At 40.0% G+C, this 23992-nt stretch carries 21 protein-coding genes; 20 read left to right on the forward strand and 1 reads right to left on the reverse strand.

Translation table 11 applies throughout. The annotated features are described in order from the left end of the window. The first annotated feature begins 171 nt into the window (after window positions 1–171). The 19 genes from JBW_RS04765 (at window position 172) to JBW_RS04855 (ending at window position 21890) form a co-directional block, all read left to right on the forward strand. Entirely contained in the window at window positions 172–1131 is a 960-nt protein-coding gene (locus JBW_RS04765; RefSeq protein WP_007960841.1) for a thiamine pyrophosphate-dependent dehydrogenase E1 component subunit alpha, read from the forward strand. 19 nt (window positions 1132–1150) lie between these two features. Beyond that, window positions 1151–2131 carry an alpha-ketoacid dehydrogenase subunit beta gene (locus JBW_RS04770; RefSeq protein WP_007960840.1) on the forward strand — a complete coding sequence of 327 codons (981 nt, stop codon included), beginning with the start codon at window positions 1151–1153 and terminating at the stop codon, window positions 2129–2131. 16 nt (window positions 2132–2147) lie between these two features. Beyond that, window positions 2148–3437, forward strand: coding sequence for a dihydrolipoamide acetyltransferase family protein (locus JBW_RS04775; RefSeq protein WP_007960839.1), 1290 nt, complete (start codon window positions 2148–2150; stop codon window positions 3435–3437). Between the two features lie 34 nt (window positions 3438–3471). Then, window positions 3472–4854 (forward strand): dihydrolipoyl dehydrogenase, encoded by a 1383-nt coding sequence (gene lpdA, locus JBW_RS04780; RefSeq protein ID WP_007960838.1) that lies wholly within the window; start codon window positions 3472–3474, stop codon window positions 4852–4854. A gap of 314 nt (window positions 4855–5168) precedes the next feature. Further along, a complete protein-coding gene (gene lipA / locus JBW_RS04785) occupies window positions 5169–6698 on the forward strand; it encodes a lipoyl synthase (protein WP_007960837.1) in 1530 nt (509 codons plus the stop codon). Window positions 6699–7138: 440 nt separating this feature from the next. Continuing rightward, a complete protein-coding gene (locus tag JBW_RS04790) occupies window positions 7139–7612 on the forward strand; it encodes a PTS sugar transporter subunit IIA (protein ID WP_036682026.1) in 474 nt (157 codons plus the stop codon). Window positions 7613–7848: 236 nt separating this feature from the next. Further along, window positions 7849–8142, forward strand: coding sequence for a PTS sugar transporter subunit IIB (locus JBW_RS04795; RefSeq protein ID WP_007960835.1), 294 nt, complete (start codon window positions 7849–7851; stop codon window positions 8140–8142). A 17-nt stretch (window positions 8143–8159) separates the two neighbouring features. Further along, the gene (locus JBW_RS04800) at window positions 8160–9509 is read left to right on the forward strand and encodes a PTS galactitol transporter subunit IIC (RefSeq protein ID WP_007960829.1); all 1350 of its coding nucleotides are present in this window, start codon (window positions 8160–8162) and stop codon (window positions 9507–9509) included. A gap of 81 nt (window positions 9510–9590) precedes the next feature. Further along, entirely contained in the window at window positions 9591–10238 is a 648-nt protein-coding gene (locus JBW_RS04805; RefSeq protein ID WP_007960827.1) for a class II aldolase/adducin family protein, read from the forward strand. A gap of 90 nt (window positions 10239–10328) precedes the next feature. Further along, window positions 10329–13259, forward strand: coding sequence for a sigma 54-interacting transcriptional regulator (locus tag JBW_RS04810; RefSeq protein WP_235334141.1), 2931 nt, complete (start codon window positions 10329–10331; stop codon window positions 13257–13259). A 273-nt stretch (window positions 13260–13532) separates the two neighbouring features. Then, complete coding sequence (locus JBW_RS04815; protein ID WP_007960824.1) at window positions 13533–14825, forward strand: NAD(P)H-dependent oxidoreductase; 1293 nt, start codon at window positions 13533–13535, stop codon at window positions 14823–14825. Between the two features lie 192 nt (window positions 14826–15017). Further along, complete coding sequence (locus tag JBW_RS04820; protein WP_007960822.1) at window positions 15018–15980, forward strand: sugar-binding transcriptional regulator; 963 nt, start codon at window positions 15018–15020, stop codon at window positions 15978–15980. A gap of 182 nt (window positions 15981–16162) precedes the next feature. After that, window positions 16163–16537, forward strand: coding sequence for a transcriptional regulator GutM (locus tag JBW_RS04825; RefSeq protein ID WP_007960820.1), 375 nt, complete (start codon window positions 16163–16165; stop codon window positions 16535–16537). A 101-nt stretch (window positions 16538–16638) separates the two neighbouring features. Next, entirely contained in the window at window positions 16639–17175 is a 537-nt protein-coding gene (locus tag JBW_RS04830) for a PTS glucitol/sorbitol transporter subunit IIC (protein ID WP_007960819.1), read from the forward strand. A gap of 37 nt (window positions 17176–17212) precedes the next feature. After that, window positions 17213–18184 carry a PTS glucitol/sorbitol transporter subunit IIB gene (locus JBW_RS04835; RefSeq protein WP_007960818.1) on the forward strand — a complete coding sequence of 324 codons (972 nt, stop codon included), beginning with the start codon at window positions 17213–17215 and terminating at the stop codon, window positions 18182–18184. A gap of 69 nt (window positions 18185–18253) precedes the next feature. Beyond that, on the forward strand, window positions 18254–18619 hold the full coding sequence (locus tag JBW_RS04840; RefSeq protein WP_007960817.1) for a PTS glucitol/sorbitol transporter subunit IIA: 366 nt from the start codon (window positions 18254–18256) through the stop codon (window positions 18617–18619). Window positions 18620–18797: 178 nt separating this feature from the next. Next, window positions 18798–20162 carry a sn-glycerol-1-phosphate dehydrogenase gene (locus JBW_RS04845; protein WP_007960816.1) on the forward strand — a complete coding sequence of 455 codons (1365 nt, stop codon included), beginning with the start codon at window positions 18798–18800 and terminating at the stop codon, window positions 20160–20162. A 19-nt stretch (window positions 20163–20181) separates the two neighbouring features. After that, window positions 20182–21003 carry an HAD-IIA family hydrolase gene (locus tag JBW_RS04850; RefSeq protein WP_007960815.1) on the forward strand — a complete coding sequence of 274 codons (822 nt, stop codon included), beginning with the start codon at window positions 20182–20184 and terminating at the stop codon, window positions 21001–21003. A gap of 233 nt (window positions 21004–21236) precedes the next feature. Then, window positions 21237–21890 (forward strand): HAD family hydrolase, encoded by a 654-nt coding sequence (locus JBW_RS04855; RefSeq protein ID WP_007960814.1) that lies wholly within the window; start codon window positions 21237–21239, stop codon window positions 21888–21890. 114 nt (window positions 21891–22004) lie between these two features. Here the strand turns inward: JBW_RS04855 and deoC are convergent, their stop codons facing one another. Further along, window positions 22005–22736 carry a deoxyribose-phosphate aldolase gene (deoC, locus tag JBW_RS04860; protein ID WP_007960813.1) on the reverse strand — a complete coding sequence of 244 codons (732 nt, stop codon included), beginning with the start codon at window positions 22734–22736 and terminating at the stop codon, window positions 22005–22007. A gap of 215 nt (window positions 22737–22951) precedes the next feature. Between deoC and JBW_RS04865 the strand changes: the two genes are divergently transcribed. After that, entirely contained in the window at window positions 22952–23827 is an 876-nt protein-coding gene (locus JBW_RS04865) for a MurR/RpiR family transcriptional regulator (protein ID WP_007960811.1), read from the forward strand. Window positions 23828–23992 lie beyond the last annotated feature (165 nt).

Genomic DNA, 23992 nt, shown 5'->3' on the forward strand with positions numbered 1-23992 from the left:
TTCTTTATAAGTTATATTCATCTATTTTTTTAGTCATGCATGAACATTCGTTCTTTAATATGAACCAATGTTCACAAAGCGTAACAATTTAGAATAGTATTAAAGGAGTGATTATTATAGAAGGATTCTTTCAATCTATCGTAATGACTAAGTATATAGGAGGAATTGACAATGACATTAAGTAACGAAACGTTAATAAGCTGGTATAAGAAAATGCTGCATACTCGGTTTTTTGAATCCCAGGTTGATGCTTTTTTTGCAAAAGGTATGATTCATGGTACGACTCACCTGTCAATTGGGCAAGAAGCATTTGCTATTGGTTCTACTGCTGCGCTGCATGCAGATGATTTAATTACCAGTACCCATCGGGGGCATGGGGAATGCATCGGTAAAGATGCAGACTTAAATCGTATGATGGCTGAATTGATGGGAAAATCCAACGGTTATTGCAAAGGGAAGGGCGGTTCTATGCATATTGCCGATTTAGAAAAAGGTAATTTAGGAGCCAATGGCGTAGTTGGCGGTGGCTTTGCCATTGCAGTAGGCGCTGCTCTTACACAGCAGATGAAGAAAACTGGAAAAGTAGTTTTATGCTTTTTTGGCGATGGGGCCAGTAATGAAGGATCTTTCCATGAAGCCTTGAATTTAGCGGCTATTTGGAAGCTGCCTGTGGTATTTATGTGTACCAACAATCATTATGGTATGTCAATGTCGGTTGCAAGAAGTACAGCGGTTGCCAATATAGCGGATCGTGCTGCTTCTTATGAGATGCCGGGTATTACTGTGGACGGCAATGATCCTATAAAAGTATATGAAGCAACCTTAGCAGCAGTAGAACGTGCTAGAAGTGGTGTAGGTCCCTCTATTGTGGAAGGAATCACGTATCGATGGCTGGGACACTCCAAGAGTGATGCCAATCGGTATCGGACAAAAGAAGAAATTGAAGCCTGGAAGGAACGATGTCCCATTAAAGCCTTTGAAAAATACCTGATTAAAAGCAATGTAATCTCGCAGCAAGAGTCAGATGAAATTACGGCTGGTGCGAAAGACGTTATAGCTCGTGCTGTAGAATTTGCCCAACAGGGATCTTACCCTGGTATTGAAACTTTAGAGGAAGATGTATACGCATAATGTTGTAAAGGAGTAGTGAATGACTATGGCATTGATAACCTATAAAGAGGCTGTAAGACAAGCCATGCAAGAAGAAATGCGCCGGGATGAAAATGTATTTTTACTAGGTGAAGATGTAGGGGTATATGGTGGCGCTTTTGGCGTATCCTTGGGCATGGTTGAGGAATTTGGCGAAGAACGAGTACGGGACACTCCCATTTCTGAAGGCGTTATTGCAGGTGCTGCGGCAGGTGCTGCTGTGACAGGTCTGCGTCCCATCGCGGAAATTATGTTTAGTGACTTTATTACAATTGCTATGGATTCCTTGGTCAATCAGGCAGCTAAAATGCGCTATATGTTTGGCGGTAAAGCAAAGGTTCCTATGGTGCTAAGAATGCCGGGAGGTTCCGGAACAGGTGCGGCTGCTCAGCATTCACAGAGTTTAGAGGCTTGGCTTGTTCATGTACCTGGTTTAAAGGTAGTTATGCCTTCCACTCCGTATGATGTGAAAGGTTTATTAAAAACAGCGATTCGTGATGACAATCCTGTTGTATTCATTGAGACAAAAACGGTATATAACAAAAAAGGAGAAGTACCGGAAGAGGATTATGTCATTCCCTTTGGAGTAGCAGATGTAAAACGAGTTGGCAGAGATGTTACTGTATTTGCTACAGGAGTAATGGTTCACCGATCGTTAGAAGCTGCAGAAATTTTAGCGAAAGAGGGCATCGATGTTGAAGTAATTGATCCTCGTACCTTGGTACCTTTTGACAAAGAAACACTGGTAAAATCCGTAATTAAGACCGGTAAGCTGATCATTGTGCATGAAGCTTGCAAACGAGGCGGTTTCGGCGGTGAAGTGGCAGCTGAAGTGATGGAAAGTGAAGCCTTTGACTATTTGGATGCACCGATAAAACGCGTTGCAGGAAAAAACAATCCGATCCCTTATTGTATGGAACTGGAGAAGAGTGCTGTGCCTCAGGTAGATGACATCGTGAACGCAGTTAGGGAAATTGTATAAGCAGGAGGAATATAGGATGGCAACAGAACTGTTAATGCCGAAGCTCGGAATGACTATGGAAGAAGGTACCATTGTTACCTGGTTTAAAAAAGTCGGAGATTCGGTTGCGGAAGGCGAAATATTGCTTGAGATATTGACTGATAAAGTAAATATGGAGGTCGAGGCTCCTGCTGCAGGGCAAGTGCTAGCCATAATCGCGGCAGAGGGTGATATTGTTGAGGTTAATAAACCTATTGCTTATATTGGTCAGCCGGGAGAAAAGGTAGATAGCCATGCTGCCCAGATTCTAAAGACTGAAGAACAGCATACAGTGCAAGTGGCAGCAACAACTGCTGCTCCTGTGCAAAGCGCAGAAGGAATTGGCGGTAAAGTGAAAGCCAGTCCGGCAGCAAAACGCGCAGCCCGTGAGGACGGAATTGATTTACGTGCCGTTCCTCCAAGCGGCCCTGGTGGAAGAATTATTGCAATAGACGTTGCGAATTATAAAGCCAGTCCGCTGGCGCAAAAAATTGCCCAGGATAAAGGTGTGGAACTAGCGGAAGTTGCAGGTACTGGTATTGGCGGCAAAATCATGAAAAACGATGTTGAGAATGTGTTGGTAAAAGCAGGACCTAAAGCCAAAGGAGTTCGTAAACCGTTAGCAGGAATGCGTAAAGTCATCGCCGATCATATGGCAGATGCATGGGCAGCGCCTCACGTTACTCATAACATGGAAGTAGATATGTCAGGTATGGTAGAACTGCGTAAAAAGCTTATACCTGGTATTGAAAAACGCATCGGTGTAAAGCCTTCTTATAATGACCTTATTATTAAAGTAGTCGCCAAAGCATTACGGGAATACCAGCAAGTGATTAATGCCAGGCTGCATTCGGATGGTTTGGAAATTTGTGATGAAGTGAATGTAGGTATGGCAGTAGCCTTGCCAAATGGTTTAGTGGTGCCAGTCATTAAAAATGCAGACACTCTCAGTATCGAGCAAATTACAAAGCGGGCAAAAGAATTGGCGGTGCAGGCAAAAGAGGGGAAATTGCTGCCGGACGAAATGTCAGGAGGGACTTTTACCGTAACCAACCTAGGCATGTATGGCATCGATACATTCTCGCCCATTGTAAATGCTCCAGAGGTTTGTATTCTTGGGGTTGGACAATTGCAGGAGAAAGTAGTTGTCAAGGATGGAGAAATGATCATTCAGCCGCGCATGTCCCTATCTCTTTCCTTTGATCATCGGGCAGTAGATGGAGCGCAAGCGGCAGAATTTTTAAGAAGAATAAAAGAACTGTTAGAAGATTACTTACAGCTTATCTAAAATGGATATGAGTCTCTTTTAAGGAGGAAAACCGATGAACTATCAGGTTGTAGTACTAGGGGGAGGTCCAGGCGGTTATGTAGCTGCCATTAAAGCTGCTCAATGCGGACTAAAAGTGGCATTGGTGGAAAAAGATTCTCTAGGGGGAACATGCCTGAATCGGGGATGTATTCCTACCAAGGCTTTGCTTAGAAGTGCAGAAGTCTATGAAACGATCAATAAGGCAAAAGAATTTGGTATTGAAGCTTCCCCTGTCAGCGTGGATGCAAAGAGAATTTTTGCTCGCAAGGATGGTATTGTAAAACAGCTGGTTAATGGCGTAAAAGGTTTAATTCAGGCGAATAAAATCGATTTATATATAGGAAGCGGTAAGGTGATTACCCCTCACAAAGTGGAAATTAATGAAAAATCAGGAATTACAACGATTACAACCGAAAAACTAATCTTGGCTACGGGCTCAAAGCCTTTTGTTCCAGCGATTGCCGGATTTGATCTTCCGGGGGTCATAACCAGTGATGAAGCCTTAGATTTGGGCGTCATTCCAAAATCCATGGTGATTATTGGCGGCGGCGTTATCGGCTTGGAATTTGCTTATTTAATGCAGACCTTTGGCTGCAAGGTAACCATCATTGAGATGATGCCTGTTCTTTTACCTATGGCAGACAAAGAAGCAGTAGAAGTGCTGGTAAGATCTTTGGAAAAATTGGGAGTGACTTTCTTTACCAATGCCAAAGTGAGCAAGATAGCAAAGGCAGAAGCTAATTTAGTCGTTGAGTATCAGATTGATAATATAGCTTATAGGGTAGAAGGGGAAAAAGTACTGGTTTCAACTGGGCGGGCAGTAAGCATTGCAGGAATTGAAACCCTACATTTACATGGGAAAAAGGGTATCCCGGTGAATGCACAAATGGAAACCAGTATTTCAGGAGTTTACGCGATTGGAGATGTAGTAGGTGGTATTCAACTGGCACATGTGGCTTCCGCTCAAGGGATTGTTGCAGCGCAAAACGCAGCGGGAATGAATTCTTCCTATCATGGTGATGCCATTCCTTCTTGCATTTATACGAATCCGGAAGTTGCTTGGGTTGGTATGAATGAACAAGCAGCTAAAGAAAAATATGGCAATATAAAAGTGGGGAAATTTCCATTTCAAGCGAGTGGCAAGGCCATGGCTTACGGAGAAACAAATGGCTTTGTAAAAATAATTTGTGAGGAACAATATGGTGAAATCGTGGGAGTGCATATTGTTGGACCTCATGCCACCGATCTGATTTCGGAAGGCGTATTGGCAAAATCCATGGAAGCTACCCTGGAAGAACTGGCCCATGTGATTCATCCTCACCCTACCTTGTCAGAAGCCATTATGGAGGCCGCTCACGTGACAATGGGCCAAGGTATACACTTCATAGCAAAGTAGCTATATAAAATGTATCAAAATGTATTTGATTTCCTATCTGCGTAGTCTTCGCATCTTCGCGGTTCAAAACATTTTATTTCTAAAGGATGCGCAGCGTTTTCTTATAGTTATTTTATAAGTTGAAAGGAGGATACCAAGTATGCTAGGAAACAAGAAAGAATGATTTAACCGCAGAGGCGCAGAGTGCGCTGAGAGGGGCTTTCTAACCCTATCTATATTTTCTCTGTGTTCTCTGCGCCTCTGCGGTTAAAAAAGGGCGCGTCAGCGTTTTTCTTATTATTGTTTAAAATTGCTGTGGCTTAGGAGGTGGAGTTGTGATTGTATTAAATTGGGGACTTACTCCCTATCAGCATGGCTGGGAATTTCAGCACTCCTTTGTCAAAGGGCGGCGCCAGGGACAGATCAATGAAGATGCATTGGTATTGCTGGAGCATCCCCCCGTAATCACTCTAGGACGCAAAGGAGAAAGGGCCAATATTCTTGCAGATGATGCTGTGCTTGCAGCCAAGGGCTGCGAAGTTTGCCAGGTGGATCGGGGCGGGGATGTTACTTTTCATGGTCCGGGTCAGTTAGTAGGCTATCCCCTGCTGGACCTGCGTCATTATGGCCAGGATGTTCATGCTTATGTGGAGAAACTGGAAGAAGTCGTAATTCGCACCTTGAGAGATCATGGAATTGAAGCGGTTAGAGATAAGGAATATACAGGTGTGTGGGTAGGCAAGGAAAAGATCTGCGCCATTGGTATTGGTATGAAAAGCTGGCTGAGCTATCATGGTTTTGCTCTCAATATTGACGCTGACTTATCCTATTTTCAATTGATTACACCTTGCGGGATTACAGGGCGAGGCGTAACCAGCATGGCGAAAATACTGGGTAAAGCACCCCAAATGCAGACGGTACGAGAAACAGTAACCACCCACTTTATGGCTGTATTTGGCATCGAACATTGGGAGATGGCAGAAGGACGCTGGTTAGGAGAAACAGTAAAACCATCTTGGCTGAAGGGGCATGTGTCAGGAAATAGCAGTGTCAAAGAGATGCATGGGATGTTGGATGAATTCTCTTTGACCACGGTTTGTTCTGGGGCTCATTGCCCTAATATTGGTGAGTGTTATGCGTCGAGGACAGCTACATTTATGATATTAGGTAGCCAATGTACAAGGCGCTGCCGATTTTGTGCTGTTCCTAAAGGTGTTGTGCAGCCTGTAGATCAAGATGAACCGCAGCGTGTCGCTCAAATGGTGAAGAAGTTAGGGCTTAACTATGTTGTTATTACCTCCGTTACACGTGATGATCTTGCCGATGGGGGGGCTGCCCATTTCTCACAAACCATAAAAAGAATCCGTGAGCTTTCTCCAGAACTCGTAATTGAAGTTTTAATTCCGGATTTCCAAGGTGAAGAAAGTGCCTTAGACATCATTATTGCTGCTCAACCGGAAGTAATCAATCACAATGTGGAGACCATCCCCGCCTTATACTCGCGTGTGCGCCCACAAGCCGATTATCAACGGTCTTTAGATGTGTTGCAATACGTGAAGAAAAATGCTCCTCAAATCGTAACCAAGTCAGGGATTATGGTTGGTCTGGGAGAATCACCGGCTCAGGTAGCAGCTACGCTGGCTGACTTACGCAGTGTAGGTTGTGATAGCTTGACAGTAGGACAATATCTGGCTCCTTCCCCAGAGCATATTCCAGTTGCAGAATATATAGTGCCGGAACAGTTTCAATCATACCAGCAATTAGCCAAACAGCTTGGCTTTTTTCATACTGCCTGTGGTCCATTGGTACGCTCTTCTTACCATGCCGCAGAAGGATTTTCCCCGAAAATAAGTCTTTCCTCTTAGTACGATTGGGTGGATCATTTACTAGAGAAAAAGTTTCAAAACTCATATTGTAATGGTGCTATCAAACCCTATTGCCGGAAAAACACTGTGAAGTTGTTAATCCGGCATTTTTGTATATCACACAATAGAGCTATAAGTTTCAAAACGATTATGCTTGCTTATAATGTAACTGAAAAAGCCAATTAGCGAGAAGGTCGGCAGATAATGTTATTTAACATGATCTATCGGTATAAATTGTAAGTAATAATCTGAAAATGTAAGTATGCAAGATCGAACAATAGAGAAATTCAGACTATTTATCGCGTGTGTATGTGATTTCACTGGTATATTTTGTTTGGCACGTTATTTGCAATATATAGTATCAGAATTGCTTACTCGCAATGCGGTTCTATTGTAATGAAGCATGTAGAAGAAAACAAGATTGAGTCAAAGGGGGGGTGATGATAGTGGATTTTACGATGCTGCTAAAGGAAGAGCTAATGATAGTGCCCCTTGTGGCAAGCAGCCGAGAGGATGCATTTGAGAAGCTGGCACTTGGTTTGGAACAATACGGTTTTGTAAAGGGTACCTATTTAGAGGCAGTTAAAAAAAGGGAGAGAGCTTTTCCCACGGGATTATGCACGGGCGAAATTAATGTGGCTATTCCCCATACGGATGTAGAACATGTCGTCCAATGTGCTATGGCAGTAGGCGTGCTAGAAAAGCCGGTTCGCTTTGCCAATATGGAGAATCCTAAAGTGGAGATTGAGGTTTCAATTATATTTATGCTGGCATTAAAGAATGCTCATGAGCAGCCTGCATTCCTGCAAAAATTAGCAGGTTTGTTCCAGGATAAGGACCTTCTACATAACTTGGCATCTAAAACAAGTACAAGTGCTACGTATCAGTTATTGCTTTCTGCCCTTGCTTGCTAAGAAAAAAAGAGAGGAGGGATGGGATCTATATCAAACAGAGATTGTGACTGGAAATAAGGTAAGAGCATAGTACAACTAGTCTCTCGGAAAATCTCATTTAGGACGGCAAAGGATGAGCATAGCTAACGCTTCGCCGTTGTACTTAACCTACGCTTATAGTTATGCTCATCCTTTGCCTGTCTGTGGCTATAGATAGTTGTTTTCCGAAAGACTACAAATTTGAGGAGGAAAAGGATATGGCTGGAGAAAAAAGAATTTTGGTTGCTTGTGGAACCGGGGTATGTACCTCTACGATGGCAGTTAATAAATTAAAGGATGCTCTAGAAAAAAGAGGTAAATTGAAACTAGTAAAGATTAATCAATGTAAAATTGCGGAAATAGCATCTATGGCATCAGACAATGACTTAGTAGTGGCGACAACTCAGGTATCGGCAAAAATTAATATTCCGGTAGTAACAGGAACAGCTTTTTTAACTGGAATTGGGGTGGATAAAGTAGTAGAGGAAATTATTGATCATCTCAAAATTTAATTGAGGGGGAATCATACGTGGAAATTATAAGTTATATTGTCAGCCTAGGTGCCAGTGTTATGATGCCAATTATTATTACCATATTAGGGTTATGCTTAGGTGCTAAATTAAGCAAGGCGATCCGATCAGGTTTAATGGTTGGTGTAGGATTTATTGGTTTAAACTTAGTTATCGGTTTATTAACCAGTACGCTAGGTCCTGCTTCACACGCTATGGTAGAAAAGCTCGGGCTGCAATTAACCGTGATTGATGTGGGATGGCCTGCTGCTGCTGCTATTGCTTTTGCATCCACTGTAGGAGCAATCATCATACCCATTGGATTGGTAGTCAATATTATACTTTTGATTACGAAGCAGACAAGAACGGTTGATGTAGATATTTGGGATTATTGGCACTTTGCTTTTACGGGTGCCTTAGTTACAGCGGCTACAGATAGTATATTGTGGGGTGGTTTTGCTGCTATTGTTAATATGATCATTGTATTTTATCTAGCAGATTGGACAGCTCCTGGAGTAGAAGAATACAACAAGCTGCCTGGTGTTTCCCTGCCACATGGTTTTTCGGCAGCCTATGTTCCAATTGCCATTGTAATTAACAAAATCATTGATATGATTCCTGGCATCCGAGACGTTAAAGCCGATCCGGAAACATTACAAGAAAAGTTTGGCATATTCGGTGAACCTCTCATTATTGGCAGTATATTAGGTTTGATTATTGGTGCTCTTGCAGGATATGATGTGAAGACCATTCTAACGGTAGGTATTACAATGGGAGGATGTTTGGTGCTGATTCCCAAAATGGCTTCTATGCTTATGGAGGGGCTTTTACCGATATCTGATTCAGCACAAGAATTTATTCAGAAGCGGTTTAAGAATGCTGGGAAAATCTATATTGGCTTGGACTCGGCTGTGGCTATCGGACATCCTGCTTGTATGGCAGCTGCTTTAGTGCTTGTGCCGATTACCATCATCTTGGCCGCTGTGCTTCCCGGAAATCGAGTACTTCCCTTTGCTGATTTAGCAGTACTTCCCTTCATGCTGGCTATGGTGGTTCCGGTAACCAAAGGCAATGTGTTTAGAACCTTTATTGTAGGGCTGGTCATGGTGACGATCGGATTACTAATTGCTACGGATATGGCGCCATTACATACTCAGCTTGCCATAAATGCTAATTTCAAAATGCCGAGTGGTGCTACGCAGATTGCTTCTATTTGTGATGGAGCCAATCCCCTCACCTGGATTATTTTGAAGCTGACTGGTTTAAAGGTTGTTGGTGTGGCTGTTTTGGTAGCGGTCGTTGGAGCTATGGCCGTTATTAATAGCAAAATTACGAAGCGTAGGGATGCACAGGAGGATATACAAGCTTAATATTGCTATTCTGCTTGCCGGTATTCTTTTCATATACCTGCAAGCAGTGTATTGAAGTAAGTATAAGGAGGAGAAAGTATAATGCTGGAGGATCTTAGAAAAGAGGTTTTGGAGGCAGCTTTACAATTAGTTCGCTATGGTTTAGTAACACTTACAGGAGGTAATGTAAGTGGTAGAGATAAAGAAAGCGGATATATCGCGATTACCCCAAGTGGCATGGATTATGAGAAACTAAATCCAGAGGATATTGTAATCGTAGATAGCAAAGGAAATATGGTGGAGGGAAAATGGAAGGCTTCTGTGGATTTACAAGACCATTTATATATATACAAGAATAAACCCAATCTGTATGGTATTATACATACCCATTCGCCTTATGCCTGTAGTTTTGCCATGCTGCATCAAGAAATTCCCTGCTGTAGTACTACCCTGGCAAACGAAGTCGGCGGTAGTGTTCCTATTTCAAAGTATAGCCCTGTTGGCGAGGGGGGAATTGGATTTTCTGTGATAGAAGCTATCGGCGATAAAAATGCCTGTTTATTAGCGAATCATGGAGTGATAGCTGTGGGGATATCGGTTAGACATGCATTAGTGGCCGCAGTAATGCTGGAAGATGGAGCAAAAGTCTATCATTTAGCCAAATGCAAAGGAGATCCCATACCGTTGCATCCATCTGAAATTGAAAAAGCAAGAAATGTATTTTTATATGAATATGGGCAAAATCACTAGGCATATCTGACTTCTACATGCTACATTTATATGGTAGCGTATAGAAAGGGAGGATCTTCCGCTTTCAATTAATGCTGCAAAGGGGAGATTATGATGGGGATGAAGGAAGAACGATTACATGTATTAATTGATACTGAGGATAGAAAAAATCCTTATACGGATGAAGTATTGGCAAAGAAATTGTCTATTTCCCGCGGTGAAGCTACCCTGTTGCGGCAAAAGTTGAAGATCCCTGACTCTAGAGAACGGAGAAAACCCATTTTATGTGAAACAATTCGGCAAATCCTAGAAAGCAATCCGGGTATATCCAAACGAGGGGTAACGGGAAAATTACAGCAAATGGGTTTTTCTGTATCTCGTTTTACAATAGAACAGTTGTTAAGCAATGCATTGTATAGTATGGAAGAAATAAAAAGTGTTGTCTCTTCTCCCAATATGGGTACAGTTGCTGACAATGGAGGTAAAGAATTTGTCAGTACTGCATTTGATAACTTGATTGGGCAGAAGGGAAGTCTATTTCCCATTATCGAGCAGGCAAAAGCAGCTATTTTGTATCCTCCTAAAGGACTTCATACTTTGCTGCTAGGTGCAACTGGGGTTGGGAAAAGCGATCTAGCAGAAGCGATGTATCGTTTTGCTGTGGACTCAGGAAGACTGAGTATAAAGGCTCCCTTTGTAGTTTTTAATTGTGCGGATTATGCCGATAATCCGCAATTATTGCTCTCGCAGTTGTGTGGTCATACGAAAGGCGCCTTTACTGGGGCTGAGCGCTCTAAGGAAGGGCTCATTGAAAAAGCTGATGGTGGGATTCTATTCTTAGACGAAGTACACCGGCTGCCGCCAGAAGGGCAGGAAATTTTATTTTATCTTATTGATAAAGGAAAGTTTCGACGGATGGGGGAAACCGAAAGTCTGCGCCAAGTAGCTGTTATGTTAATTATGGCTACGACAGAGGTGCAGTCAGCTGCCTTGCTGGCTACATTTCGTCGTCGGGTTCCTATGGTTATAGAGCTGCCCAGCCTTCAGGAGAGACCCTTACAGGAAAGACTAGCATTAATTCACTATTTTTTAAAACATGAAGCACAGCGTACCGGGAATGCCTTAAATATTGATGCTGATGCGCTAAAGTCACTTTTACTCTATGATTGTTCCAGTAACATTGGACAGTTATCTGCAGATATACAGGTAGCTTGTGCCAGAGGATTTCTGAATCTCATTACCAGCGGCAGCAAAACACTCTATATTACTGTTTCCAATCTGCCTGCACATGCACGACGCGGACTGCTTAAACTTCAGCATCAGCGCGATAAAATTGAGAAACTTCGAATTACCAGTTGTGAAATTTTGCCGGGAAAAGAAAATATGGTATATGTGGATGAGTTGTACTCAGTGCCACGGGAAATCTACTCTTATATTGAGGAGCAATATGGAAAACTTTCTATGCAAGGTGTTTCTCAAGAAGAAATCAACCGGATCATTGGATCGGAGTTGGAAGCGAAACTATGGAAGTGGATTAAAAGGGCCAATGATTCGCCGGAGCCCATTGTAAAGGCTGATTTATATAAAGTGGTTGATAAGGCGATTGTAGATATCGTCGAAGCTATGATCGAGAAAGCTGCCGATATTTTAATTCGGCCAAGTGAACAGATCGTTGTAGGATTATCCATTCATTTAACAGAAACACTGAAACGAATCAAGCAAAATAAACGAATTATCAATCCCCATTTGGAAAAAACAAAATATGAATATGCCCGTGAATTTGCCATAGCCCGGGAAATGGCAGAATGTTTTCTAGGACAAACTGGAGTGAGACTGCCAGAAGAGGAAATTGGTTTCATCACATTATATTTGACAATGTATTGCCGGCAAGATGTAGATGGGCGGGTAGGAATTCTAGTATTATCTCACGGCCATGTGGCAGTAGGAATGGCGGAAGTTGCTAACAGATTGCTAGGAGTTAACCATGCTAAAGCGGTTGAAATGTCGTTGGACGAAAGTTCAGAGACAGCGTTAGAGCGCACTATTGAGATTGTTACGCAAATTAATGAAGGCAAGGGTGTACTCTTACTTGTTGATATGGGATCACTAGCCAATTTTGGCAGCCAAATCACTGCCATAACCGGTATCCCCATTCGATCGGTAGGACCGGTATATACTATGATGGTTATTGAAGCCGTTAGGCGGGCATTACTCCCCGATACAGAACTGGATGAATTGACTGAAACCTTAAGGCAGCCTTATTTGAGTGCCGAAAACTTAAGTACAGAATTGTTGCAAAATGATTTATCCTTCAATAAGAGTAAGTCAGCTATTTTAACGATCTGCATTACAGGAAAGGGAGGAGCTATGCAATTACAGAAGGAAGTAGAACGGCAGCTTGGTAGGCAGCAGGGCCAAATAGAAATAATCTGCATGGGATTAGCAGATCGGCAAACATTTGCAAAAGAAGTTCGGAAAATTATGAAAACTCATTCGATTAAAGCTGTAGTTGGAACGCTAGATCCCGGTTTGCCTGGAGTTCCTTTCATCACAGTTGATCAAATAGTAAAGGGCAAAATAACATCCATCTTGCAGTGTGCACCAAGTCGAAGAACAACGGTAGCAGAAGTTATCCAAGAGGATTTAATTTTTTATCCTAATCCGGAATGGAGCAAACCGCAAGTTATTGACTTACTCACACAAAGTTTGCTTTCTAGAGATTTGGTTAAACCTGAATTTGCAACGGATGTGGTTAAGAGGGAGCTAATAGGAGTACCGATTTTAAGTCTGAGAGTAGCCATTCCTCATGGTGAAGACCCACGATATGTAAATCAAACATCAGTAGCATTGGCTATCTTTCCTGAAGCCATACCCTGGGGGGAGAATTACCGGGTAAATGTTGTCTGTTTGTTTGCTGCGGCTACCGATGGCAGGGAACTTGTTCAAGAGCTGGGAGGCAAATTGACAAACGATGAAATTGTTGATTGTTTGATTGAAGCTCGCACGCCAGCTGAAGCAAAACGTATCCTGGTACAGGAGTAATCTTCATATCTTCGCTTTTCAACTAATTGTAGACCAATCAAATTTTTTAGATTCTAAAGAATTTGATTGGTTTTTTTTATTGGCTTTATAATGGTGATGTTGTTGTCGTTTTAACGAAAAAAGATAATTAAAAAATAAATAATAAAAAGAAATAAAAAATAATTGACTATTCTAAAAAATGAAAGTATACTAAACGTAAACATAGGTAAAGGTTCTGAACAAATGCAAAAGTAAGAGAGATCTTGTGAATAAAAAAATCAGGAGGACGAGTAAATGTTGGGATTAAATTACAAATTAGAAGAATTAGAAAAGAACGGTAAGAATATATTGACAGGTATTATTGGAGCGGGTCAGATGGGAAAAGGTATGATCAGCCAGATGACCCTGATGAAAGGCATGACGCCGGCAGTAGTTGTGGATATTAATATAGAGAATGCAAAAAAAGCATTTTTGCATGCAGGAGTTGATGAAGGAAATATTAAATATGCTAAGACCGCTGCCGAAGCAGATGCGTTTATTAAAGATGGCAAGTCGGTTATTGCAGATCATAGTGATGTTGCTACCAAATCGGAAGTCATTCAAGTTGTTATTGATGCAACAGGAGTGACAGAAGTAGGAGCAAAAATTGCTTTAGATACGATACTTGGCAAGAAACATATTGTAATGCTGAATGCAGAAGCGGATGTTGTGATTGGACCCATTCTAAAGAAATTTGCTGATGCGGCGGGTGTTATTTATACAGGGGCTGCTGGAGATGAACCAGGGGCAGTGAAAGAATTATATGACTTTGCAGTAGCTTCAGGTTTTGAAGTTAGAGTGATCGGAAAAGGTAAAAATAACGTACTGGATTTTGATTGTAACCCAGATACTGTTTTGGAAGAAGCTACCAGAAGAGGTGTTAGCCCTCACATGCTGGCATCGTTTAAAGAAGGAACGAAAACAATGGTTGAGCTAGCATGTATGTCTAATGCTACGGGTTACATTTGTGATGTAAGAGGGGGGCATGGCATCAGTGGTGAGGTAAAAGATCTGCCACAATTACTTAGCTTAAAAGAAGAAAATGGAGTATTAAATCAGTATGGCGTTGTAGATTTCGTGAATGGCATTGCTCCTGGAGTATTTGTAATTGTGACAAGTAAACTGCCTGAAGTAAGAGCCGAAATGGAATATGTAAGTATGGGGAAAGGACCTAACTATATATTGTATCGTCCCTACCATTTGTGCAGCTTAGAAACTCCTTTATCAGCAGCCAAAGCTGTATTGGATCATCAAGCCACGATTGCACCGATGGGAGGTTTGGTATCAGAAGTGATAACCGTTGCTAAAAAGGATCTAAAGGCCGACGATCACTTAGATGGTATTGGTGGATATACAGTCTATGGAACGATTGAAAGATATGAAATAGCCAAAGAAAAGAACGCTTTGCCTGTTGGTCTAGTCAACAAAGATACAATCTTAAAACAAGATGTTAAGAAAGGCGATCTTATTACCTATGACATGGTGCAGCTGCGCGAGGATTCTTTCATTCTCCAAATGAGAAGGCTTCAAGATAAATTATTTGCGTAAGAAATTCACCGATTGTTGAGTTATTTGAAATATATGATAATGCTCTCCCTGTAAAAAATATTCGTTAGTGTCAATTATCATTAGCTTACTCAAAAATTGAAGAAGTTTTTATTGTCAATTTGTGGCTAATACTATATTATTTTTGTGAACTGGATAAACAGTATACTAACAATATAGTTGGGGGGAGCAAATATGCAAAAGATAGTAGATGATAGTCGTTTAATTGTAAAATGCTGTAAATTATATTATGAAGAGTACTATACGCAAAATGAAATTAGTAAGATCTTAGGGGTTTCAAGGCCAACAATTTCAAGATTATTAAAAGAGGGACGAGATTTAGGTATTGTAAAGATTGAGATTATTAACCCTTTTGAACGTGATTTTGAGGAACTTGAGAGACGAACTGAAAAGCGGTTTCAGATTAGAGAAGTGCTCATCATTGAAGATGAGGCTGACGAAATAATGCAAAAAAGACAGCTGGCAAAAGCGGCTGCCAAATATTTGCGGAGGATTGTAAAAGATGGCGATACCCTTGGAATTTCAATGGGAACTACTCTTAAGGCAATTGCAGAACATATCAATAATAACGAAAAACGAAAATTAACCTTCATTCCTTTGATCGGAGGGGTAGGGCAATCTGAAATCGATATTCATCCCAATGATATTGTTATGGGATTTGCACAAGCTTTTGGTGGAAATTTTAAATTGCTGCATGCACCTGCTGTGGTCAGTAACGAAAATATAAAAAAAGAGCTGCTGAAAGAGCAGAGTATTAAAGAAGTTATTGATCATTCAAAATTGTGTAATATCGGCATTGTAGGAATCGGTTCGCCTACGGATATGGGTTCTACTATGATGACTTCGGGATATTTTAATGAAGATGATACGAAAGAATTTGCCCAATTAGGCGTAGTAGGAGATATCTGCCTGCAATTTTATGATATAAATGGCAATGCGGAGCGATTTGATTTTAACAAGCGAGTAGTAGGAATTAATTTAACAGATTTGAAAAAAATTGATACAGTGATTGGCGTTGCTTGTGGCGAAAAAAAAGTGAATGCGATTATTGGTGCTTTGAATAGTAAAATTATCGATGTTTTAATTACGAACTATAGTAATGCAGTGGCTATTAATAATTATAAAAATAATCAATAAGAAGGACAAAACGGGAAGAATTTTCATCATTTTTCAAGTGGGCTAACAGAAGAATTCAAGTGTAATAAAGAAATAATTTAATGATGAAATTCCATTTTCCCTTGAATTATTATCTGAAAAATTAGAATTGTCCAACAAAATAAAGCGACTACGATCGTTTAATGAGTAAGAGGAGGAAAAGCATGGAGAAATTACTACTGGTTGCCTTCTTGTTTTATGTCCTGCAAATGATTTTAACGTATTTTCAAGTAAAAGATTTTCGAAGTAATGTTAATGAACTAAGAAAGAAAGGAGTTATTGGCATCGGGTCAAAAAAAAGGAAGTTGTCTGCTGGTACGATTGTTATTCTTGTCAGCAATGAATTCGGAGATATTATAGAAGGACGAATGATGCAAGGGTTTAGTATCTTAGCCAGATTCAAGAACCTTAAAGATCTTAATGGATTTAATGTCGGGGAATTAAAGGAAAGAATGCTGAGAGAAAGCAGTAAAGATACAGCAACGCTGGATGCACTAAAGCAGATTGAAAATCAATTAGTAAAGCTTGAAGCTATGTAATTGATTGCCTATATGAAGCTATACAAAGGAAGGGGGCGGTTAGATAAATTGTTTAGATGGGGAAAATTGTACGAGGAAAAAGTAAAGGGAGGTAAAAATTCATGCTGGTATTAGCACACTTAGCTCAAAGTTTCATTGCACTATTTCAAAAAGGTGGAGAAGTTTTTGTAGGCTTAGTTACGGGGATTCTTCCGACACTGATTGTTCTGATTACAGCGGTAAATTCATTGATTGGTTTAATTGGTGAAGAACGAGTCAATAAGATTGCCAAGGCTGCCACGAAAAATATTATTTTACGTTACACGATATTTCCCATTATGGCTGTATTTTTTCTAACCAATCCAATTTGCTACAGTTTTGGCAGGTTTTTGCCAGAAAAGTATAAACCGGCTTTCATGGATGCGTCCATATCTTTTGTACATCCGATTACTGGTTTGTTCCCACATGCCAATGCTGCTGAATTATTTGTATGGGTAGGTATTTCCAGCGGTATCACAGCTTTAGGTCTTCCTTTAGGTGAGTTGGCAGTTCGCTATTTTATTACCGGTGTGATTGTAATCTTAATTAGAGGTATATTAACGGAAAGAATGACCATTTATATGATGAATCGCAAAAATAATCAGACTTTAGGGGCATAAGTGGACGAAGAGTAATGATATAGGAGGCGGGATTGTTATGAGTAATGCTGTTCGAATCGAAAAAGGCCCAGGTGGTTTTGGTGGTCCTTTGATTATAAGAACCACCGAAACAAGAAATAAAGTAGTATGTATCACCGGTGGTGATATTCATCCTGTAGCAGTTAAAATTGCAGAGATGTTGGGCGCAGAACTGGTAAACGGATTTAAAACAGGGGTTCCTGATGATCAAATTGCTGTTGTCGTTGTCGATTGCGGCGGTACTGCACGCTGCGGTGTATATCCGAAGAAAAGAGTTTTCACTGTGAATGTACTGCCTGTAGGAAAGTCCGGACCTCTGGCTCAGTTTATTACTGAAGATATTTATGTGTCTGGTGTCAAGGAATCCTGCCTTACTTTATTTGAAGGGGAATATACTCCTCCTGAACCTTCAATTGCGCCAGCAGCTACGCAGCAAAGAGCGCAGGCAGCCCCGGCAGAAAAGGGAAATATCCTGGCTCGATTTGGTAAAGCTGTTGGTGGAGTAGTGGGTATTTTCTTTCAATCCGGGCGTCATACAATTAATACGGTTATGACTAGCATACTGCCCTTTATGGCTTTCGTAAGTATGATTATTGGTATCATTTTGCAGTCAGGTCTAGGAAATATAGTTGCAAATGTAGTTTCTCCTTATGCCGGAAGTCTTCCTGGATTATTGATTATATCGGTAATATGTTCCCTGCCAGTGTTATCGCCAATGTTAGGACCAGGTGCGGTTATTGCTCAGGTAGTAGGTGTTTTGATTGGTGTTGAAATTGGTGCAGGTCATATTCCTCCGCAGTTTGCTCTGCCAGCCTTATTTGCGATCAATCCCCAGGTTGGCTGCGACTTCTTGCCAGTTGGTTTGAGCTTGGGTGAGGCAGAACCAGAAACCATTGAACTTGGCGTGCCTGTTATCCTCATGTCAAGATTGGTGACAGGTCCGTTATCAGTAGTGATTGCTTATTTCATGGGTATAGGATTATTTAGCTAAACGTAGAGAATTATAGCTTCTCTTGTGGTTGTTCCGAAGATACACATTTATGAAATGAGAGGGAAGTGAATGATGAAATATGAAGTTGTAGTGACGAGCATAGGAGATATGGCTACCGAATTAATGGAATCGACTGGAGATCTCATTATTTTCGATACATGCCCTTTAGATGGTTTAGCAGAGATTTCGATTATGCATACAACAGGAGAAATTAAAAGACCAATTCAAATTGGTGACAGAGTGACCTTGGGAAAAACACAGTATACGATTACGGCTATCGGGGATGAGGCACTTAAAACCTTGGAAGAATTGGGGCATTGCACATTTAAATTCACTGGCAACGATACAGTTGAATTGCCAGGGCAGATTGAATTAAGGGGCGAAGGTCATCCAGAGATCTCTTTGAATGATATTATTCGAATCGAAGGCAATTAAAAAAATAAGAAAATTGCTATTTGTCTCCTTAAAGAACAAATAGCAATTTTTTTAACACGATGTGCTAGTCCGCAGCAATATTCGTAAAATACGGTTTATAACCTTGAGAAATAAATAGGAATTAGAAAGACCCAAAATAAGTCTTCTTTATAAAAATATGACATAGGATGTGATGGCAATGAAATTGACATTGGATACGATCGGTAGATTAGAAAGTAATGATTTTTTAAACGCCAAATTGGAATGCCAATGTGGAAAACCACATAGTATCAATATTGATAAAGTGATTATCGGAAAGGACGTTCTTAATCAAGTGCCTGATGTAGTAAGAATATTAGGTGCGAAAACAGTGTTGCTTGTTGCGGATACAAATACTTACGAAGTAGCTGGCAAGAAGGTAGCTTCATTGCTGGCAGAAAATCATTTGTCTTATAAGTCTTATGTGTATAAAGTGACTCGAGATTTAGTGCCAGATGAAGAGGCTGTTGGAAAATTGCTGCTGCAAATCGAAAAAAATACAGATCTTATTGTTACGGTGGGAGCGGGAACTTTGAATGATATTGTAAAATTCATCAGCCGCAGAACCAATATCCCGTCTATCGTGGTAGCGACTGCACCTTCTATGGATGGATATGCTTCTGACAGCTCCGCGTTAATTATTGATAATCTAAAAACGAGTGTGGAATCTTCCTATCCTAAAGTTATTATTGGTGACACTGAGATTTTAAAGAAAGCACCCATGCGGATGATCTTAGCAGGTCTTGGGGATATGATCGGAAAATATTCTGCACTAAGCGATTGGCAAGTAAGCCGCATCGTAAATAAAGAGTATTATTGTGATGTCACTGCTAGAATTTCAAGCGATGCTATTAAAAAATGTGTTGATAATATTGATGGTGTTAAGAATCGAGAGGATATTGCAATTGAAAATGTTATGGATGGTTTAGTTCGCACAGGAATTGCGATGAGTTTTGTAGGAAATTCTCGTCCGGCATCGGGGGCGGAACATCATATTTCTCACTTTTGGGAAATGAAGTTCTTATTTGAAGGTAAAGAAGCTTTGCTGCATGGTACAAAGGTAGGCTTAACTAGTATTATCGTAGCCAGATTGTATGAATTGTTAGTAGAAAAGCAAGTCGATTTTGAAGAAGCTGTGCGCAAGGCCCGTACTTTTGATGAAAAAGCATGGAGAAAATCGATAAGTGAACTTTATGGAAAGGCTGCACCTGGCATTTTGTCTATGAGCGAAAAGGATGGTAGAAATTCCATAGAAGCAAGAATCTCTAGAATTGAAGTAATCAAGGAAAATTTTCCGCAGATTATTAACATTGCCAAGGAGGCAGAAAGAGCAGACCGAGTTGAAAGTTTAATGAAGAGTGCTGGAGCACCCATTAAGCCGGAGGAAGTTGGTGTTGACCAAAGAACGGTGCTGGATAGCGTTTTGGTAGCAAAAGAAGTACGTCCGCGTTATACCATTCTTAACTTATTATCGGACTTGGGACTATTAGCAGAGTTCACCAACGATATTAAAAAATATATCTAAATAGGAAGGAGTCATGTTGATGGAGCCAGTAATAAATACGACACAGCAGCAAGAGATATTGAGAAAAATCAAATGTTTCGTTATGGATTTAGATGGCACTGTATATTTGGGGAAACGAATTTTAGACGGCGCTATAGACTTTTTGCATACGTTGGAAAAGAATAAAATTAAATTTAAATTCTTTACGAACAACTCTTCCAAGAATACCAAGGTATATGTGGACCGTATTCGTAATATGGGGTACCACGTAGAAGAAGATATGATGCTTATATCCAATCATGTTATTATCAATTATCTGAAAAAACATGCGGCAGATCAAACCGTCTTTGTGCTGGGCAATGAATATCTGCAAAATGATTTTAAGGAAGCTGGGATCTTATTAGTAGATGAGAATCCGGATATTGTGGTGGTCGGCTTTGATACTTCTCTGGCGTATGATAATCTAACGAAAGCATGTACCTTTATTCGAAATGGGGCGAGGTTCTTAGCTGTGAATCCTGATTTTAATTGTCCGATAGAAGGCGGATATATTCCAGACTGCGGTGCAATATGCGCATTGATTACGGCATCTACTGGTGTTAAGCCTGAGTATTTTGGTAAGCCTACAGCTCATACTCTGCAGTATATATTAGAGAATACTGGCTGCAAAGAAGAGGAGATTGCGATTGTTGGAGATCGACTATATACAGATATTGCTCTTGGAAAAGGGAATAATGTGACAACGATTCTAGTACTGTCTGGTGAAAGTCAATTAGTGGACATTCCAAAGAGTGAGGTAAAGCCTACTCTTGTATTCCCTTCATTAAAGCAAGTGAAGGAAGCATTAGAAGAAACTTGCTAAAGTGTTCATACGTTTCTTAAGGAGAACGTTGAAATACAGAGTACGCAAAGAACACAAAGATAAGTTGAAAATAGACTCCTTTGTGTCCTTTGCGTCTTTGTGGTTCAAGACGGCTACGGTTTTGCTATTGTTGTTTTATGAATGTTTCATGTTAATAATCCATAATATTTAATGTATCAGGAAATTACCTCTATTGAAAACCATGGCAGAATTCAGGAGAAAGGTGATTATCAATGAGCAGATATAAAGGGATTATCTTTGATTTGGATGGCACTTTACTAGATACTCTGAGTGATATTGCCAATAGTGTGAATGAAGTTCTTGCCAGCTATGGGTATCCTACACATACAAAAGAAGAGTATCGAACCAAAATTGGTAAAGGTTTTCGCAACCTGATTGAACAAAGTATGCCGGAGGATACAGAACCGGTAATCATTGAGGAAGGGTTAGGGAAATTTATCAAAGCTTATCATGAAAACTACAAGAAGGAAACAAAACCATATGGCGGAATAGTTTCTTTGCTGAAAGCGCTCAATAATAAGGGGATACCAATAGCCGTTAATTCCAACAAGCGTAATGATTATACCAATAATCTACTGCGCTATCTGTTTCCTGATATTGTTTTCAGTGCTATTTATGGCGAGCGTTCCGGCTTTGCTAAAAAACCCGATCCGCAAGCTGCCTTAGAAATTGCCAAGCAAATGCAGCTTGATCCCAAAGAAGTATTATATATCGGTGATTCTAAAACAGATATGATTACAGCGCAAAATGCTGGTATGGATAGTATCGGCGTGTTGTGGGGGTTTCGCGATGAAGCAGAATTAAGACATCATAATGCGACTTACATCGTAAAGCAACCACAAGGCATTTATAATATTGTATTTTAGGAATCGGCCGAGAATCCTATGGAATAGGAACCTCCTCATGGCACATGTAAGTAACTTAGGGCTGCCTCACTACGATTTTTAATTGTAGCGAGGCAGCCCCTTATATTGGGAGTATTAATATGTTTCTTGACTTGCTGTTTCTGTGCTAACTCCTAATACAACAGGTGTTGACTTATAGCCAACGCCCATTCTGTCAATCCCCATATCAATTAGCTGTAAAAAATGTTCCCGCGTACGGATACATCCACTACCTTTTATTTTAATCCTCCCTTGACAAGTATCCATCATTATCTGAATGATTTCTGGTGTCGCACCGTGTGCTTCAAATCCCGCTAGGAACCCAGTACTTGTTTTGACAAAATCAGCTTTTGCTGCAATGGCACATTCGCAGGATTGTTTCACTTCATCCGTAGTCAATGCATCGGTTTCGAAAATTACTTTCACTGCAGTACCGTACTTATGGCAGACATCAACAACCGCTTTTATATCCGCTGTTACATCATCCCATTTTCCGCTGCGAATCCAACCGTAGTTGGCGACGATATCTAGTTCGTATATATCGCCACGTTTGCAGTAGTCTTCTGCCTGCATGGCTTTAGATGCTGTCGTACTCAGTCCAAAGGGAAAATCACAAACAACACAAATTTTCGTATCCGTACCTTTGGTTAGTTCAGCCGCAAGATCCAATGAAGCTGGATTAATACAAACTGTAGCACATCGGTAATTTATGCCTTCCTGAATGTATTTTTTAATTTCTAATTCCGTAAATTCTGGCTTCAATACCGATTGATCAATATAACGGGATAATTCCTCTGCTGTCATTTCAATTGCTTTTTTATGTTTCATTTTTTTAACACCTATATTTTCGTATTTATTATTAGTAATAGGTGCCCTCCTTGATTAGCATTATAATGTTCTTTTCCTACAAAATCAATATAAAAATAGTATTAATACTACATAGTTGAATTTGATTTTGTATTACTACTAATGTATAATGCTAATTATTGGTTATACTTTTATTTAATATTGGGATTCATAGTCATTCTGAAAGGGGCTATAGTGTGAATAGTGAAAGAACATTTGAAGATAAAATTAAAACAGTTTATAATCATTTAAGTAAATCAGAAAAAAAAGTAGCCGACTATGTTTTGGAGCATGGTCATGAAGTTACAAGACTCCCCCTTACCGATTTAGCTCAAAAGTCTCAAGTAAGCGAACCAACAGTAGTACGGTTTACTAAACGTGTTGGGTTTTCTGGTTATAGTGATTTGAAGCTTAGTATTATGAAAGATTGGGGAAAGAAGACAGTTATCCAAGATAATAATGTCTCTCTCTTAATTGATCTACATGTTAACAAAGATGACAAATTAGAAGATATTCCTGGAAAAATGATTCACATAACGATGAAAGCACTGCAAGATACTTTAAGAATTATTGATATTAGCGAATATCTAAAAGCTGTTAAATCCTTGACCGAGGCTAATATTATCGATATTTATGGCGTTGGAAATTCTGGCAGCATCACAAATGATTTAATGAATAAGCTGATGAGGATTGGTTTAAATGCACGAGCATTTAATGATAATCATTTACAACAAATCAGCGCAACTCATCTAACAAAAGATGATGTAGCCATTGCCATTTCTCACTCAGGTAGTACCAAAGATGTTATTGATACGTTGAAAATTGCAAAAGAAAATGGGGCTAGAACAATAGCCTTATCTAATTATAAAGCATCTGAAATATCAAAATATGCTGATATTCAATTGTTTACAGGTGATTTTGAAACTACATTTTATAGTGAAACAATGGTTTCACGTATTTCTCAGTTAGCGATAGTTGACATGCTATATATGGGGCTGCTTCTTAGTGATTATAGTAAGTATACTAACCGCTTAGATAAAATAAATTTATTAGTTGAAAAGAAAAATTATTAACAGAATTTTATCGAATTAAAGCAATTCTATAAAGGGGGCTGTGTGATGCAAAGTAACTTGTTCATCATGCAGTCCTCTTTTTTATAGTAAAGCTGATAAAAAGAAATAAAACTACTTTTAAATATTTACAAAGTAGTAAAACTACCATATAATAAAATTGAAAGA

The sequence above is a fragment of the Pelosinus fermentans JBW45 genome, from assembly GCF_000271665.2.
GTDB lineage: Bacteria > Bacillota > Negativicutes > DSM-13327 > DSM-13327 > Pelosinus > Pelosinus baikalensis.